This is a genomic window from Ruegeria sp. YTSC003, from assembly GCF_059609785.1.
The window spans coordinates 71,050-85,649 of the sequence record NZ_JBXWMK010000013.1; the positions used below are offsets into that span (position 1 = coordinate 71,050).

Annotated in this window: 16 protein-coding genes; 4 read left to right on the forward strand and 12 right to left on the reverse strand. The window is 56.4% G+C overall.

All coding sequences use genetic code 11. The features are described from left to right. Positions 1-84: 84 nt before the first annotated feature. The 11 genes from AC2FFH_RS19870 to AC2FFH_RS19920 all read right to left on the reverse strand — a co-directional run bounded on the left by AC2FFH_RS19870 (position 85) and on the right by AC2FFH_RS19920 (position 10,843). The gene (locus tag AC2FFH_RS19870; RefSeq protein WP_496742016.1) at positions 85-1,095 is read right to left on the reverse strand and encodes a DUF2955 domain-containing protein; all 1,011 of its coding nucleotides are present in this window, start codon (positions 1,093-1,095) and stop codon (positions 85-87) included. After that, positions 1,085-2,149: an HlyD family secretion protein gene (locus AC2FFH_RS19875; RefSeq protein ID WP_496725629.1), complete on the reverse strand. Its 1,065-nt coding sequence runs from the start codon at positions 2,147-2,149 to the stop codon at positions 1,085-1,087. The genes AC2FFH_RS19870 and AC2FFH_RS19875 overlap by 11 nt, the downstream gene beginning before the upstream one ends. Continuing rightward, positions 2,146-3,225: an AI-2E family transporter gene (locus AC2FFH_RS19880; RefSeq protein ID WP_496769418.1), complete on the reverse strand. Its 1,080-nt coding sequence runs from the start codon at positions 3,223-3,225 to the stop codon at positions 2,146-2,148. Before AC2FFH_RS19880 ends, AC2FFH_RS19875 begins: the two co-directional genes overlap by 4 nt. A 176-nt stretch (positions 3,226-3,401) precedes the next feature. After that, the gene (locus AC2FFH_RS19885; RefSeq protein ID WP_117870654.1) at positions 3,402-3,728 is read right to left on the reverse strand and encodes a potassium channel family protein; all 327 of its coding nucleotides are present in this window, start codon (positions 3,726-3,728) and stop codon (positions 3,402-3,404) included. Positions 3,729-4,721: 993 nt separating this feature from the next. Next, positions 4,722-5,885 (reverse strand): NnrS family protein, encoded by a 1,164-nt coding sequence (locus AC2FFH_RS19890; RefSeq protein WP_496845164.1) that lies wholly within the window; start codon positions 5,883-5,885, stop codon positions 4,722-4,724. Between the two features lie 33 nt (positions 5,886-5,918). Then, the gene (locus tag AC2FFH_RS19895; protein ID WP_496725632.1) at positions 5,919-6,092 is read right to left on the reverse strand and encodes an NnrT protein; all 174 of its coding nucleotides are present in this window, start codon (positions 6,090-6,092) and stop codon (positions 5,919-5,921) included. Between the two features lie 62 nt (positions 6,093-6,154). Then, entirely contained in the window at positions 6,155-6,328 is a 174-nt protein-coding gene (locus AC2FFH_RS19900) for a protein NnrT (RefSeq protein WP_496725217.1), read from the reverse strand. Position 6,329: 1 nt separating this feature from the next. Next, positions 6,330-8,216, reverse strand: a complete 1,887-nt coding sequence (locus AC2FFH_RS19905; RefSeq protein WP_496769423.1) for a nitric oxide reductase activation protein NorD — start codon at positions 8,214-8,216, stop codon at positions 6,330-6,332. A gap of 5 nt (positions 8,217-8,221) precedes the next feature. After that, the gene (locus AC2FFH_RS19910; protein ID WP_496725634.1) at positions 8,222-9,016 is read right to left on the reverse strand and encodes a CbbQ/NirQ/NorQ/GpvN family protein; all 795 of its coding nucleotides are present in this window, start codon (positions 9,014-9,016) and stop codon (positions 8,222-8,224) included. Between the two features lie 3 nt (positions 9,017-9,019). Next, entirely contained in the window at positions 9,020-10,369 is a 1,350-nt protein-coding gene (locus tag AC2FFH_RS19915; protein ID WP_496725635.1) for a cbb3-type cytochrome c oxidase subunit I, read from the reverse strand. A 21-nt stretch (positions 10,370-10,390) separates the two neighbouring features. Beyond that, on the reverse strand, positions 10,391-10,843 hold the full coding sequence (locus AC2FFH_RS19920; protein WP_155147961.1) for a c-type cytochrome: 453 nt from the start codon (positions 10,841-10,843) through the stop codon (positions 10,391-10,393). Between the two features lie 119 nt (positions 10,844-10,962). On the opposite strand from AC2FFH_RS19920, the gene AC2FFH_RS19925 reads away from it, so the two are divergent. Continuing rightward, a complete protein-coding gene (locus AC2FFH_RS19925) occupies positions 10,963-11,178 on the forward strand; it encodes a DUF1858 domain-containing protein (protein WP_496725636.1) in 216 nt (71 codons plus the stop codon). A gap of 5 nt (positions 11,179-11,183) precedes the next feature. On the opposite strand, the gene AC2FFH_RS19930 is transcribed toward AC2FFH_RS19925, so the two are convergent. Then, a complete protein-coding gene (locus AC2FFH_RS19930; RefSeq protein WP_170335652.1) occupies positions 11,184-11,894 on the reverse strand; it encodes a Crp/Fnr family transcriptional regulator in 711 nt (236 codons plus the stop codon). 156 nt (positions 11,895-12,050) lie between these two features. Between AC2FFH_RS19930 and AC2FFH_RS19935 the strand changes: the two genes are divergently transcribed. Genes AC2FFH_RS19935 through AC2FFH_RS19945 form a run of 3 tightly spaced genes read left to right on the forward strand, consistent with a single transcriptional unit; the run spans position 12,051 to position 14,535 of the window. Continuing rightward, positions 12,051-12,482 carry a pseudoazurin gene (locus tag AC2FFH_RS19935; RefSeq protein WP_496725637.1) on the forward strand — a complete coding sequence of 144 codons (432 nt, stop codon included), beginning with the start codon at positions 12,051-12,053 and terminating at the stop codon, positions 12,480-12,482. A gap of 60 nt (positions 12,483-12,542) precedes the next feature. Next, the gene (nirK, locus tag AC2FFH_RS19940) at positions 12,543-13,760 is read left to right on the forward strand and encodes a copper-containing nitrite reductase (protein WP_496725638.1); all 1,218 of its coding nucleotides are present in this window, start codon (positions 12,543-12,545) and stop codon (positions 13,758-13,760) included. 19 nt (positions 13,761-13,779) lie between these two features. Further along, the gene (locus AC2FFH_RS19945) at positions 13,780-14,535 is read left to right on the forward strand and encodes a formylglycine-generating enzyme family protein (protein WP_496845165.1); all 756 of its coding nucleotides are present in this window, start codon (positions 13,780-13,782) and stop codon (positions 14,533-14,535) included. Positions 14,536-14,600: the final 65 nt, after the last annotated feature.

The window sequence follows — 14,600 nt, forward strand, 5'->3', positions numbered from 1 at the left end:
GAATCACGCAACCCCGTAGAAATCAATGGGTCCTGACACTAGGGATTCTATTTCTTTCAGAACCACGCCACATCGCAACTAACTTCATTGAGCCGCTTGGCGCTCTTTCTCCGGCCAAAATTCATCCACCACCACATATGCGATGATTACAAAAAAAGCGGCGCTGGCAACTTGCAATACTCGAGTGATGCTCTTGACGTCAGCCTCGTCTGAAAATGGTGCAACCGAACCCCCATATACAATCAGAGCTGTCGTAATAGCGGAACCGGCGGCGGCGGCGAGCGGGACTTTTGACTTTCCAAGTGCTCCGAGTGTTAGGCAAAAGAAAAAACACAGCAGAATGGGGGTGAGAATAACCGGAGCTATTACGTTTATCTCATAACAAATGATGGATACTGCCGCCCCAAGAAGGTTTGCCGTCAGCATAGCTTTTGCAACTGTTTTGCCTGCAGCGGGCATTGCCGCGAGTTGCTGGCTCAGCAGGGCGACAAAAAACAAAACTAGTAGTGCAGATGCGCCGGAAACAAAAAACGCCAAGGCAAACGGCACTGTTACAAGCGACATCCTGACTATTCGGCGATATGGGTCGAAGTTCGGCGACGATGCGGCCTTCTTCTGGGCCGCAGATTGAGGTTCGGCGGGGATCAGCACGAACATTAGCGTCGATACAAAGCCCGCAAACAGCAGATTCAAAGGTATCCAATACACAAGCACCAAGGCCAGATCCTGGGATTGCAGAACCAAGTTTGGGATCATCAATGCTCCCATGAGAGCGATGACACCTGGTAAAACTCCGGCGCCAGAAACTGACCACATGAAAGACAGGATTATTCCAATGGCCACCAGAATGAGAAAAACAAGAGGATATGGTGAGAAGATTGACGACACCAGGAACGAAATGAACATCAATCCAATCGAAAAAACAAACAGCTTAGCAAATGCTGCCAGAGGCAATGCGGCGGGCGCCTGCAAAAACAGTGCGGCGAACACCGCCCCAACGACAGCGAGTGGCCAGCCAAGAAACAAGCCCAAGGAAAAGACGCCGGTAACACCCACCGCAAGCCGGGCGACAGAGCGTTGGTCCTCAATACGCATAGGACAGTATTGAAACCACGCGGATGTAGGTGCGGCCTACCAGGTTCAGCAATGAGTTGTCACTTAGATACATGATCACATCGGCCTGCCCGTTCAACTGAAAGCGAAGATCATCTTCGGCACTTCCAGCTTCATAGCCCGGCAATACGATCCTGACTGGGAACCTTTCCGGCTCCCGCAAGAAACCTTTGGTACTGGGCGGACTCGCCAGTTGCCCGGGCACATCACCGCCACTTAGGGAAACGGCCGCGCTAAAGCTCTCAATGACGCCAGGAACAATCTGACCGGGATGCATATCCAAAACCACATCAACCGGAGACCCTACCGAAGCTCTTCCTAGGTTGTTCTCGGTAAAATACGCCTCGATCCAGACGTCAGTCGCGTCCAGAAATGTCAACAGATCCTGACCGGATCGCGCATACGTTCCAGGGGCTATCAACAGATTAGAGATCACGCCTGTCGCCGGAGCACGCAGTTCAGTCCATTCCAGGTTCAGTTCCGCATCCGCCAAGGCCGCCAACGCGCGCTGGATTTTCGGGTTTTCAATCCCATCGTCACCAAGCCTCTGTTTTGCTTTTTCCAGATCCGCTTTTGCGTTCTCATAGTTTGCCTCGGACTCTGCCAGTTGCCCTCGCGCATCATCGGCCTTAGTGACGGCGATCAACCCTTTCTTTTCGAGCGCAAATACGCGTTCCGTCTGAATGCGCATTGTATCCAGATCGCTTTGCGCCCTTGCGAGTTTGGCCTGTGCCGCTCTTACCTCTGCCGAAGATGCACCCACCTCTTGAGTGGCTGCCTCGAGATCAGCTTCCGCCTTGTCGCGCTGAATCTCGTAGGGTCGCGCGTCGATCCGGACAAGGACATCTCCGGCCGAGACAACCTCACCGTTTTCGACCAAAACTTCAGTCACAGTGCCAGTCACCTGCGGGACGATCTGGGTCGCCACGGCTTTTACTCTGGCGTTCCCGGTAAATGGTGTTTTCCGATCAGCGACCAGGTACCAGACAAGGAAAATCAGAATGACAGCCAGGGTTGTCCATATTGTCTTCCTCATTTCGCCGCACCTTCAGCAGCGCCCTCGGCTTCGGGCGAGGTATCAATCCAAACTTTGAATAGCTCATAGAAAACAGCGAAGAGAACCGGCCCCATAAAGACGCCGATCAAACCGTACGCCATCATACCTCCGAGAACACCGATGAGGATGACCAACATGGGAGTCTCAAGGCCTTTTGAAATGAATACGGGTCTTAGGAAACTGTCCATTATCATGACTGGAACGGCCAAAACGGTGAAGATCAAAGCAGTTCCGCCAGACATGGAACTCCATGCGTAAATAATAACCGGTATAAGAACCAATCCGGGCCCGATTTGGATAATCGAAAGTATCAGGCAGATAAATGCCAGCGTGGCGGCCGAAGAAATCCCAAACAAAGCCAACAGTATCCAAACGCAGACCGCCTGAATGGCTGCTACACCAATCACGCCTTTTGTCACGTTCCTAATAGTTGCGCCTGCCAGTGTTACGAATTCACCGCCGCGCGGTGCGAAGACACGGTTTGCAAAGCGCTGAAGACCCTGGACCAAACTTGGCCCGGGGCTGAACAAAGCCCCCATAATCAGTACGGAAAGAGCTAAACCAAGCAGCCCGATTCCGATGCCCAGCACCTTTCCGAAGAGCGATTTGGTGATCTCAAGGATTTGCGTGCCGTATTTTGCAAGCGCGCCGTCAAGATTGCGCTCAAACATTCCCCAGACATCGGCTATTTTGTCTCCCACCAAGGGCAACTCCTTGAGACCCTCTGGCGCAGGTGGGACTTTCAAGTCACCTTTGTCTGCTTGTTCCGCGAATTCAGACCCAAGTTCTGCGGCACCAGACACCGCGGTAGCGACTGGCCCGAGGGTCAGAACAAGGCCCAGCAAAACCAAGATCGTCGTGGCAAGTTTTTTCCGCCCTCCCAGCTTGGACTGAAGCCAATCAAATGCCGGATATAGCGCCACACAGAGGATCGTTGCCCAGATAACCACGCTCGCAAGCGGGGCCACCATGACCAGGGCGCTGTAGAGGAATAGTCCGAGAAACAGCAATCGTATCGCTAGATCGACAATCTTTGCGTCCTGTGTCTTTTCCATTCCATCCCTCCATGTGTTTTTCGAATGTTACACTCAAAAAACATAATATGTACATTTTTTTGAATTTTAGTGATCGTCTATCAGTTTGAAGACACAAATGAATCCGAGCCACAGCTTGAGGGGCCCAGTCAAACCAATGCCTGGGCATGAACTCGATTTGGTCAAATTGGGATAATCTACTTGTCCGCTTTTTTGTCGTCCTGGGACAAGATTGTATCCGCCACTGTGGTCGCCGCGGTCACGAAGACACCGAGGCCCACGACGATGTAAATCATTGTGAAGATCTTCCCTGCCGCGGTTTCAGGTGAGAAGTCACCAAACCCCACGGTCGAAATGGTCACGACAGAAAAGTAGATTGAGTCGAGCCAACTCCAACCTTCGACAAAGTGGTAAAAGACCGAGGCCCATAAAATCATTCCAACTGTGAAGGCAAGAATGCCTTTCACTCTACCGTCTTTGAGAGCGACGCCTATCCCACGTGTTATTCTGGTTAGTGAATTCATCATGTCCTCATTCTTTGATGAATTCATACATAGCAGTAATTAGATAAATATGGAAAACCGGAGGCACTTGGCTGCCTGTCGCTTGAAGCTTACGTCCTGCCGCCTTGGTCAAAGCTCATGCAGCGCATCCGCTTTAGCTAGGGTCCTGACCCTACACCGCACGACTCATGATCTCCGTGGTGTGCATAGCGTTCATTTCGAAGTGAGATTATTTCATCATGTGCATGCTTATGTTCCTCTGGGACGTTTTTTCTAACGTACTTTGTCACTCCGGTAGTGGATGAAAACAGCCGTCCATACGAAATCACAAAGGCGGCGGTCATTGCCTCAATTTCCATTAACGATGGAAGTGAAACTGTAGTTCTGTCGACTTCCACCTTATTCAGATCAAGCCAGTCGAGATAGAACTTAAGGTGATGCACTGTCATGATATTGGTTGTTGTCATTCTGAGTCGGTTGATGTCCCGTTTATTCTCATTAATGACGTCGGCTGCGTCTTCTTGGGTGAAGCTCCTTGTTACGTCTCCGTTAGTATGGTCAAAATATACCCTACGTTCACACCACTGAAACCAAAGTCTGCATTGGGCTCACTGCCGATGTTCTCTGTGGTGAGCTTGAATATGTCCTTTGAGCCCTTACTTGACCTTGGACAACACCTAAAGTCTCGCTCGTGCAGCAAGTCGCGAACCGCACATTCCAGACGTTCAGAACGAGGTGGCAAATAGCAGGTGAGCAGACAAAGAGGTCCTTCGCTATGGTGGATTAAACGACCGCTATTGATGCGGTCTTACAAAACGGGGAAAATTTTTCCATTTTCAACGATCAAAGACCGCTTCCCAAACATGTTTGCGGAAATATTTGGTTGCAACTAATCGTTTCACGTCCTCGCCTTTCTTCCATTTTCCAGAGCCAGGGCCGGCGTGCGGACTTTGACTCGATAGTTCCGGATGGTTTGGAGCGCTATAGTTTCGGTCGCACGGCAGTTTCCAAGCGTTAGCCTGTTTTTGTGGAGCGGACCAAAAGAGGAGCGTAGCACAAAACAAACCCACCAAAAGACAGAAGCCAGAAGATGCCCGAAAGATCGGTTAGGCTCGGTACTTTATCAGCGAATAGCCGCGCGGCAACTGCCACCAAAAGCGCAAAATAGATTGTAACCGTCATACGGTCTGCGCGCAGTGGACGGCCGGTGTGGCCCAAAGTGGCTCTGGTCATGACGGCAAGTGTCATCCCGCCGATAGCGCCAACCATCCAAAGATGTTGTGCTGCAGCAAGCCCGGAGCTGCCCGATAATATGGCCGCTCCCAGCGCAAATGCACCCAATGGAATGAAAGCGTAACAGACATGCAGCATCCAAAGCAGCGGTTCTGGTGCGGTCTGATGACCTTGCCAACGCAATAGACGTACCAGCTGGAGGACACTCAGCAAAAGAAGCAGCACAGCGGAGACTTTCAGGGCCGGCTGAACCGCCCACAGCATTAGAATTGCCATCGTCGCCACAAGCACGACTTTGTCAAATGACTGCATCGGAGGCGCCGGGAGTTTATTGTGCTGCCGCTGAACCAACCAGTTGCGCGTGAACGAAGGGATGATCCGACCGCCAATTACTGCAACCATCATCAATGCAGTGGCGAGCCCCATACGTAACCCAATGCCTTGGGCTGCAAAGCCGCCACGTGCGTTCTCGATGTGGAACAGCGCGTTTGCAATCGTGAACAGGGCCAGCAACCCCAGAACCAACAGATTGCGCCAGTTCCTGCCTGCCACGATCTCACGCAATATCAGCCCGCCAAGAATTATCGGAAATATAAGATCAATGGCGGCGGCCCATCCAAGCGGAAGGAATGCGGAGGTCAGTACCGCGACGCGTCCTGCACACCAGATCGCAAAAAGCGCGATCAGAGGCCAGCCCACCAGAGGCAATCGACCGGTCCAGTTTGGCACTGCGGTCAGCAGAAATCCTGCGAGCACAGCACCAAGGTAGCCAAACAAAAAAGCGTGGGCGTGCCACGATACCGGATCAAACCGCGTAGGCAATGTCAGCACACCAGACAATATCAGGATCCAAAGCAGCATGGACAGCACAGCCCAGACCGAAGCGAACAGGAAGAACGGGCGAAATCCGTAACTGAACAGCGCCAGTCCACGCCAGGCGCGCATCTGTTGCATTGATGAGTTTGCCACAGCTAATCCCTAGCCCTCTGTTCTGCCATCGGCGATATCCATCAGGTGCCGTATGTGACTGGCAAAATACCATGTCGCAGGTCCACCAATTACACAGCCCAACGCGATGGACCATCCGGTCGACAGAACCGGTCCGCCTATCCAGCTGAATATCAGAGACAAGAAGAAAACGTTAACTGCCATGGCGCCTGCCCCTAACGGGTACAGAACCAGGGTAATACGGGTAACTGTCCAACTCTCCTGGGTCATCGGCGCGACACAAGCCAATGCACAACCCCCAGCGCGGCGATCAACGTGACGCTGCCAACTGCGAACCAGAACTCGGCGGTGGCGGATTGGGCCTGCGGGATCGGGCGGTCAAAACTTTCGGCCCAAACCGGGGATGCGAGAAGGGTCAGGAAAAAGGGAAGGACACGCATGTCAAGTTTCCTTTGTCAGAGTGCGATAAATATCTGGCAATGCCCGGGTCAGCCGTTCGGGGTTGGGCAGCAGGGTGAAACCGCCGCGCCCGAAGATGCGCGCGAACCAGTCCTGCCCGTCTTCGTCGATGACGACGCCATGCAGGCTCTGCCCTGCGCGTCGGGCTTCGCGGACGGCCATGTGACTGTCTTCGATCCCGTGCTGGCCCTCATAATGGTCAAGGTCGTTGGGCTTGCCGTCGGTCAGCACGATGAGCAGCTTGTGGGACGAGGGTTCTTCGGCCAGTTGTGCGCTGACATGCCGGATGGCGGCGCCCAGGCGTGTGTAGTGGCCCGGCTTCAGCGCGCCAATGTTGGCGGTGATGTCGGGGCTCATAGGGGCGTCGAAGGTTTTGCAGCGGGTCAGGAACACCCGGTCGCGGCGCAGTGAAGAAAAGCCCCAGATGCCAAGCCGATCACCTGCCGCGTCGATGCCCGCAGCCAATGCGCCCATCGCCTCGCGCGCTACTTCGATCACTGAGGTGTCGCCGATGGCGGCCTCGGTCGATCGGGAATTGTCGATCAGGAAGGCGACCGACAGATCACGCTCGGTCTGACGTGCGGCCTGCCAGATGCGGTCGGAACCGCGCCCGGTTGCGGCCAGATCCGCCCGTGTGGTCAGCAGGGCATCGAGGTCAAGCTCCGATCCGTCGACCTGCCTCGGCTGTTTGATGCGGCGCGGGCGCAGGGCTTCGAACTGGCGGCGCACTTCGCGGACGCGGCGCTCGTTCGGGTGGAAGGGATGCGCGGCGTCGGGCTGAGCCGGGGCATCCAGCACGCGGCAATGCCCTTCCATGTAAGAGCGCGCGCGGTGGTTCCATTCGGGATAGGTATGCTCACCGGCCAAGGCTTCGTGATCGGCATCGGCGGGGGAAAGGTCGAGATGCAGGCGCAGGCGCGTCGCCGCCTTGCGGTGCTGTTTCGACAGAATGATCTCGTCCTGATCCTCAGCCGCCTTCTGGGCGTTCTCGTCATCGTCGTCATCGACGCTGCGATTGATGTTCATCGACTCGACCCAAGACAGGATCGACTCAAACCGGTGGATGATGATGCTGTCCTTGCGGTTCTGCTGATCCTGATCCTTGCGGCGGCCCAGTTTCCGGCTCGTCTGTGCGGCATTGGGCGGAGGGGCCGCAGGGTCGGCCTGTTCTTCGGTTGCCGCCGCACCCGATCCTGGGCGGGAAAAACGCAGCCAGATCGGTACCGGCGCAAAGGGTTTATAGCCGCGCGAGGTGGTTTCGGCACCGATTACCGGTGTTGCGCCGCAAAGCTGGTCGCGGATCGCGGTTTCGATCTGCGCCTCAGGCTTGGGGCGCAACACGTCGAGCCGTGTGGCGGCGCAGTGTTCTGCCATCCGGGCGTAGTCACCGCGCAGGCCAGGGCAGCTTGCATAGGCCCGGTCGGCGGCTGCGGCATTGGCGCGAATTAGTGCCCCGTCCAAGACAGCGCCATCCCCTTCAAGATCGAAATCGGTCACTTCGCTGACAGCCGCCAGCGCGGTCAGCCAGAAATAGGCGGCGCGGTTCAGGTGTGGCTCGGGGAAGGCAGCGATGGCCGGAGGCAGCGACAAGCATTCGCCGTCGTAGCCTGCCACCCATTCGCGGTCTCGCTCGGTCCCCAGATTGCGGCGCACCGGACGGCGGTGGCGCACCAGCGTCGCGGGGGCCTCGGCCAGTTCCACGCCCGGCGCACCGCCCAGCGCGCGGAACAGGACCGCAAGGCTGGGCCGGACCGAGGCAAGGGAAACACCCGCCTCGGGGTAGCTGACATGCGCCGCGATCCCGCTGGCCATCTCGTGCCAGAGATTGCCAACGGTTTCTTCGGGTTCCATGAGATCGAGAAGTCGCATGACGCTTATCCGTAAATTGTGGCAACCAGATCGCGCAGCGCCTGCTGCATGTCGGCCTCATCAGTCAGGGGTTCGACGATGGCGGCCTCGATCGCCTGATTGACCCCCATGCCCCCGGCCATCAGCGTGGCGGCATAGATCAGCAGACGGGTCGAGACACCCTCTTCGAGGTCCATGCCCGATAGCGCCCGGATATGACCGCCCAAACGTACCAGAGGCGCGACGCGGCCGGGTTCAAGGCGGCTTTCGCGGGCCACTACGGCAATCTCGATCTCTTCGTTGGGGAAGTCGAACGAGATGGACAGGAACCGCTGCCGGGTCGAGGGTTTCAGCCGCTTCAGCACGTTCTGGTAACCGGGGTTGTAGGAGGCCACGAGCATGAAGCCCGGTGGTGCCACCAGTTCTTCCCCTGTGCGGTCGATCATCAGTGTCCGGCGCGTATCGGTGAGCGGGTGCAGCACCACGGTCACGTCCTTGCGGGCCTCGACCACCTCATCGAGGTAGCAGATGCCGCCCTCGCGCACCGCACGGGTGAGCGGGCCATCGACCCAGACGGTTTCCCCGCCTTTGAGCAGGTAGCGCCCGATCAGATCGGCCGCCGACAGGTCGTCATGGCAGGCAACGGTATAAAGCGGTTTGCCCATCTTGGCCGCCATATGTTCGACAAAGCGCGTCTTGCCGCAGCCGGTCGGCCCCTTCAGAAGAAGGGGCAAACCATTGTCATAGGCCGTCTCGAACAGCTCGCATTCACGCGCGACGGGCTGATAGAACGGCAGGGTCGGAGGTGTTTGCATGTTCATGGCTTACTCTCCGGGAACCGAGTCTGCGGCGCCGGGCGTGATGATCTCTTGCTTGCGCACGACCAGCATCGAGTAGATGAACAGCAACGCACCGATCACCACGGCAGCACCGGCGCCGAACCGCATCAGATAGAAGATCGACAGGGCGTCCTGCACGTCCATGTAATAGTCACCGACCACCCGCTGCATATGGGTCTGGATGGTGCCTGCGAAGGTCAGCACGAAGGTCATGAACGCCATGCCGCCGGTCATCAGCCAGAACGAGGCCATGTTCAGCACCTGATTATAGGGCGCCCTGCCCCGCAGCATCGGCATCGCGTAGGTGAAGACCGCCAGGTTCAGCGCCACATAGGCCCCGTAAAAGGCAAGGTGGCCGTGGGCTGCGGTGATCTGCGTGCCGTGGCTGTAGAAGTTTACCCCATGCAGGGTGTGCAGGAAGCCCCAGACACCGGCGCCAAAGAAGGCCACGGTGGACGACCCCAGCGACCACAATAGTGCGGCTTTGTTCGGGTGGTTCTTGCGGCCCTTCCAGACCATGACGAAGGCAAAGCTCATCATCAGGAAGAAGGGGATCACCTCGAAGGTCGAGAAGATCGAACCGATCCACTGCCAGTAGCCCGGCAGACCGATCCAGTAGAAATGGTGTCCGGTGCCGAGGATGCCGGAAAACAGAGCGGTGGCGACGATGACATAGAGCCATTTCTCCACCACTTCACGGTCCACACCTGTCAGCTTGAGCAGCAGGAAGGCGAGGATAGCGGCCATAACCAGTTCCCAGGTCGCTTCGACCCACAGGTGCACGACGAACCACCAGTACATTTTGTCGAGACTCAGGTTGTCCGGGTTGATGAACGCAAACACCCAGAGCAGCGACAGCAGCCACAGGCCCATCAGCAACACATTGGTGATTGCCGTCTTCTTGCCCGCCAGGACGGTCATCGAGACGTTGAACAGAAAGATCAGCGCCGCAACAAGGATGCCGAACTTGACCCACAGGGGCTGTTCAAGAAACTCACGCCCGCCATGGATGCCCACCAGATATGAGCCGACCGCGCCAAGCGTCCCCACCAGCAGGATGATGAGTTGCAGATAGGCCAGTTTGACCGAGTAAATCTCGCGCTCGGATTCCTCGGGGATGAGGAAATACGCCGCCCCGAAGAAGCCCAGCAGCAGCCAGACGATCAGCGCGTTGGTGTGGATCATGCGGATGATGTTGAATGGCAGAAGTTCGGACAGGAAGTTGGGCGAGACATAGATCCAACCCGCCAGAAGCCCGCCCAGCACCTGAATGCCGAACAGGGCTATTGCGGCCAGAAAATAGTAATACGCCACTTTTTGAGATTGGTATTTCATGTGATTTCTCCTTCGTGCCGCTTAGCCAGCGTCATTGGGCGGCCAGCCCTGCGTGTCGGTCTGATCCGCCCAGCGCAGGAACTCGGCGAGGCCGCGCATCTCTTCTTCGGTCAGATCGAAATAGGGCATCTGGCGTCGTCCCTCGACGCCCGAGGGCTGCGCCTTCATCCAGCCATCGAGGATTTCATAGGCGTCCTCGGGCGAGTCCATGACGTCCCAGCGGGTCATCACGTTGCCCAGCTCGGGGGCGAAATATGCACCCTCGCCATGCAGGCTGTGGCAGTTGATGCAAGAATGGCGTTCCCAGACATGTTTGCCCAGAACGACCTCTTCGCTGAGTTCCATGCCTGCGGTTGACGTATTAACCACGTAACGGTGGCTGTGGACGGTCATCGCCACGAAGATCACGACGAAAAAGATCGAGCCCCCGTAGAAGATGTTTCGCGCCCGCGATTTGGTTAAGATTTCAGCCATGCGTCGGCCTCCTTCAGATCGGGATGCCTATTGCTAGCCCGAGCGAAGAAGGCACTGTTTGCGCCAGCGCAACGTTTGGAACGGTTCCAAGCCTAAAGTCGAGGGTGAGAGGAACCCCAATGCCTTGCCCGAACATTGACGATCCAGACCTGACGCTTGCGGATCTTATGGCGCAATGGCCGCAGACAATGCGTGTTTTCCTAAAGCATGGAATGTTATGTGTCGGATGCCTGGTGAACCCGTTTCACACCATCTCAGATGCCTGTCTGGAATACGATCTGGATGAAACGGCCTTTTTGGAAGAGCTGAAGAGCGCAATTTCTAGCTGTGCCTGACCGGACTAACCTTGGCTGAGCTCGACCAGCGCGTGTGGATCACATACTTTGATGCGCTTGCGTTTGCTTTCAACGATACCTTGCTTTTCCCATGCGCTCAGCAATCGGCTGACCGTATGCAGGGTGGTCGCAGTAAGCTCTGAAAGATCCTGTCGGGTGATGGGGAAATCAATCTCAATCCCATCCTCCACCTTGCGACCAGTCTGATTGATCAGACGTAACAGCGCGTTAGCCACGCGCTGTTCCACCTGTTGCGTCGCAAGCTCCACAATACGGGTGTTCATTTCTCCTACACGGTGGCCAACCGTCTTGTAGGTTTCAGTGGCGAAGCCGTCATATTCGGTGACGAAAGTATCCCACAGTCTGGTGGGCCAGCTCAGCGCGATGGACTCCGTCGCCGTGACTGCCGTGGCCGGATAAGTCTCGCGCCCGATCGCCTTTGCAATTCCCAGAAGTTGGCCTGCAGGGATATGCAACGCGGTGACCTGTTCACCGGTCTGCGTAACCCGCACCACTCGGACATAGCCATCCAGCAACATGAAGAAACGATCGGCCGGGTCTTCTTCTTCAAAGATATGCGCGCCCGCTTCATAGCGGCGCGAACTGGCCTGATCCAGAATCGTGCGGATTTGCCGACGATCCAGTTTTGAAAATGGTGGCAAATGCGTCAGCAGGCTTTCATCAAGCCGCGGCAATATTTTCTTGGCTGCTTCCATCATGGCTTACCTGATTTGGCACAATCACAGCCGCAAAACCAGATCGTAACGGTCAGTGTTTCCCGAAAACGCACCAAACCTTGCGCCAGCGCAAATTTCAGATCGCGGAAATCAATAGAGTCAGGCCCAAGAGATCATTCAGGAAAGGACAATTCGATGATCCGCACGCTTACAACCAGCGTTGCACTGGCCACCCTGCTGGCCGGTGCCGCCTTCGCGGAAACCTTCGAGGTGCAAATGCTCAACAAAGGCAGTGATGGTGAACGCATGGTGTTCGAGCCCGCGTTTGTACAGGCTGCCCCGGGTGACACGATCAAGTTCATCGCATCGGACAAGGGCCACAACGCGGAAACAGCCAAAGGCATGCTCCCTGATGGCGCCGAGCCGTTTAAGGGCAAAATCAATGAGGAAATCGAAGTCACGCTGGATACCGAAGGCGTCTATGGCGTGATCTGCAAACCCCACTATGCAATGGGCATGGTGATGACCGTAGCGGTGGGTGACGTCGAAATTCCCGAGGGTTTCCTTGAAGGCCGCGTCCCCAAAAAAGCCAAGGCGCGTTTCACAGCCCAACTTGAAAACTTCTGATCCCCGATACGGCGGCGAAATGCTTACTCGCTGCACTCATCCGACCTCAAGGAGGATACTATGACCAAATTCATCAACCCCGGCCTTATGAAAACCAGCCGCCGCAATGTGTTGCGGGGATCGGTTCTGGCAGGCGCCGCAGCTATGACCGGCGCAGGTGCCATGGCAGCTCGTCGTACACCAATGCCGCTCAAGGCAGATGCAGCCTCGGCTAAACTCTACAAAGTTGCGGGTGAACAAAAGGCTGACAGCACAGCCAAACCGGCGGATTTGTCTGGCTATACCCGTGTTAAACAGGAACTCGTTGCACCACCCTTTGCACCAGAGCACGAGCAGGTGGCCACAGGCGGACCAAAGATCATCGAAATCACCATGGAGACAACTGAGCGTCTTATGGTCGTTGACGAGGATACCGGCGCGTCTGTCTGGGCTCTGACCTACAATGGTTCAGTCCCAGGCCCGCTGATCATCTGCCACGAAGGCGACATGATCGAACTGACCCTGCGCAACCCCGAAGACAGCGTGATGGAGCACAATATCGACTTCCACGCTTCGACCGGTGCGTTGGGTGGCGGTGGCCTGACCCATGTCTATCCTGGCGAGGAAACCGTGCTGCGCTGGAAGGCGACCAAGCCGGGCTGCTTTACCTATCACTGCGCGCCGGGCGGGGCGATGATCCCGTATCACGTCACCCATGGCATGAACGGTGCGGTGATGGTGCTGCCGCGCGATGGCCTGAAGGACGCGGATGGCAATCCGCTGACATATGACAAGATCGCCTATATCGGCGAGCAGGATTACTATCTGCCCCAGGACGAAAACGGCGAGTACAAGACCTATGAGGCCGCCGGTGACGACTATGCCGACAGCCTGGATGCGATGCGCACGCTGACCCCGACACATTCGGTGTTTAACGGCGCGGTGGGTGCCCTGACCGGTGAGAACGCGCTGAAGTTCAACGTCGGCGAGACGGTTCTGATGATTCACAATCAGGCCAACCGCGACACCCGTCCGCACCTGATCGGCGGCCACGGTAACTATGTCTGGGAGACCTCATTTACCGATGCGCCTCAGACCGGTGTCGAAACATGGTTCGTCCGCGGAGGATGTGCAGTTGCCGCAATGTACACGTTCGAACAGCCAGGCGTGTATGCCTATGTGAACCACAACTTGATTGAAGCCGCGCTACTGGGGGCCACCGCGCATTTCATTGTCGAAGGGGACTGGGACAACAACCTGATGGAACAGGTTGTAGCCCCCCGGCCTTTTGCAACCTAACGCCGTTGGACTTCAAATCATGAAAGCCACTGCCATGCAACGGATCACCAATCCAACCAATCTAGGTTGGGCAGGTCTGAGTGTGGCAGTGGTCATCTGTGCGGGTGTGTTGTTTTTGAATGGGCCACTCTTTCGAACACAACTGATGCCCGAAATGGCCGATAATCCGGTCATTTTTCCCGGCGGTGAAACGCTCTACGTTCAACGCCACGAAGTGACGGTCACTGAATGGAATCTGTGCCACGAAAACGGTGGTTGTACGCTGAAATTACACACCCGGTCGGGTCTCGACCCGGCCACAACACCCGCTACCGGGCTCAATTATGTAGACGTGAGCGAGTACCTGCGTTGGATCAATGCCTCCACTAGTCACGATTTCCGCCTTCCGACAAGAGCGGAATGGAACCACATGGCATTGTCAGTTCTGCCTGAAGATCCCGACCCGATCTTTACCGACCCATCACTAACATGGGCCTCAAGTTATCTCACCGAAGGGCTCGCTCCACGTGCACTGAAACCGCAAGGCAGCTTTTCGATATCACTGCACGGGATCGCTGATCTGGACGGCAGCGTCTGGGAATGGACTCAGGACTGTTATGCTGGGGCAAGCGAAGACATCGACCCTGATCGATGCCCCGCCTTTTTTGTCGGTGGTGAGCATGTCGCAGCGGTGCCTTTCCTCGTGCGCGATCCAGCACGAGGCGGTTGCGCCGTCGGCGCACCCCCGGCACACCTCGGCATGCGTCTGGTTTCGGACGTAGATACAGAAAATTAATTCACAGGCATTGTTTGCCAAAGAGCCCCGCGACCGTGTTGCATGGATCACGATTGAGGCGGATT

Excerpts from the sequence above, each read along its gene's own strand:
- AC2FFH_RS19870 (WP_496742016.1), bottom strand. The coding sequence starts at position 1,095 with ATGCGTATTGAGGACCAACGCTCTGTCGCCCGGCTTGCGGTGGGTGTT.
- AC2FFH_RS19875 (WP_496725629.1), bottom strand. The coding sequence starts at position 2,149 with ATGAGGAAGACAATATGGACAACCCTGGCTGTCATTCTGATTTTCCTT.
- AC2FFH_RS19880 (WP_496769418.1), bottom strand. The coding sequence starts at position 3,225 with ATGGAAAAGACACAGGACGCAAAGATTGTCGATCTAGCGATACGATTG.
- AC2FFH_RS19885 (WP_117870654.1), bottom strand. The coding sequence starts at position 3,728 with ATGAATTCACTAACCAGAATAACACGTGGGATAGGCGTCGCTCTCAAA.
- AC2FFH_RS19890 (WP_496845164.1), bottom strand. The coding sequence starts at position 5,885 with ATGCGCGCCTGGCGTGGACTGGCGCTGTTCAGTTACGGATTTCGCCCG.
- AC2FFH_RS19895 (WP_496725632.1), bottom strand. The coding sequence starts at position 6,092 with ATGGCAGTTAACGTTTTCTTCTTGTCTCTGATATTCAGCTGGATAGGC.
- AC2FFH_RS19900 (WP_496725217.1), bottom strand. The coding sequence starts at position 6,328 with ATGCGTGTCCTTCCCTTTTTCCTGACCCTTCTCGCATCCCCGGTTTGG.
- AC2FFH_RS19905 (WP_496769423.1), bottom strand. The coding sequence starts at position 8,216 with ATGCGACTTCTCGATCTCATGGAACCCGAAGAAACCGTTGGCAATCTC.
- AC2FFH_RS19910 (WP_496725634.1), bottom strand. The coding sequence starts at position 9,016 with ATGAACATGCAAACACCTCCGACCCTGCCGTTCTATCAGCCCGTCGCG.
- AC2FFH_RS19915 (WP_496725635.1), bottom strand. The coding sequence starts at position 10,369 with ATGAAATACCAATCTCAAAAAGTGGCGTATTACTATTTTCTGGCCGCA.
- AC2FFH_RS19920 (WP_155147961.1), bottom strand. The coding sequence starts at position 10,843 with ATGGCTGAAATCTTAACCAAATCGCGGGCGCGAAACATCTTCTACGGG.
- AC2FFH_RS19925 (WP_496725636.1), top strand. The coding sequence starts at position 10,963 with ATGCCTTGCCCGAACATTGACGATCCAGACCTGACGCTTGCGGATCTT.
- AC2FFH_RS19930 (WP_170335652.1), bottom strand. The coding sequence starts at position 11,894 with ATGGAAGCAGCCAAGAAAATATTGCCGCGGCTTGATGAAAGCCTGCTG.
- AC2FFH_RS19935 (WP_496725637.1), top strand. The coding sequence starts at position 12,051 with ATGATCCGCACGCTTACAACCAGCGTTGCACTGGCCACCCTGCTGGCC.
- nirK (WP_496725638.1), top strand. The coding sequence starts at position 12,543 with ATGACCAAATTCATCAACCCCGGCCTTATGAAAACCAGCCGCCGCAAT.
- AC2FFH_RS19945 (WP_496845165.1), top strand. The coding sequence starts at position 13,780 with ATGAAAGCCACTGCCATGCAACGGATCACCAATCCAACCAATCTAGGT.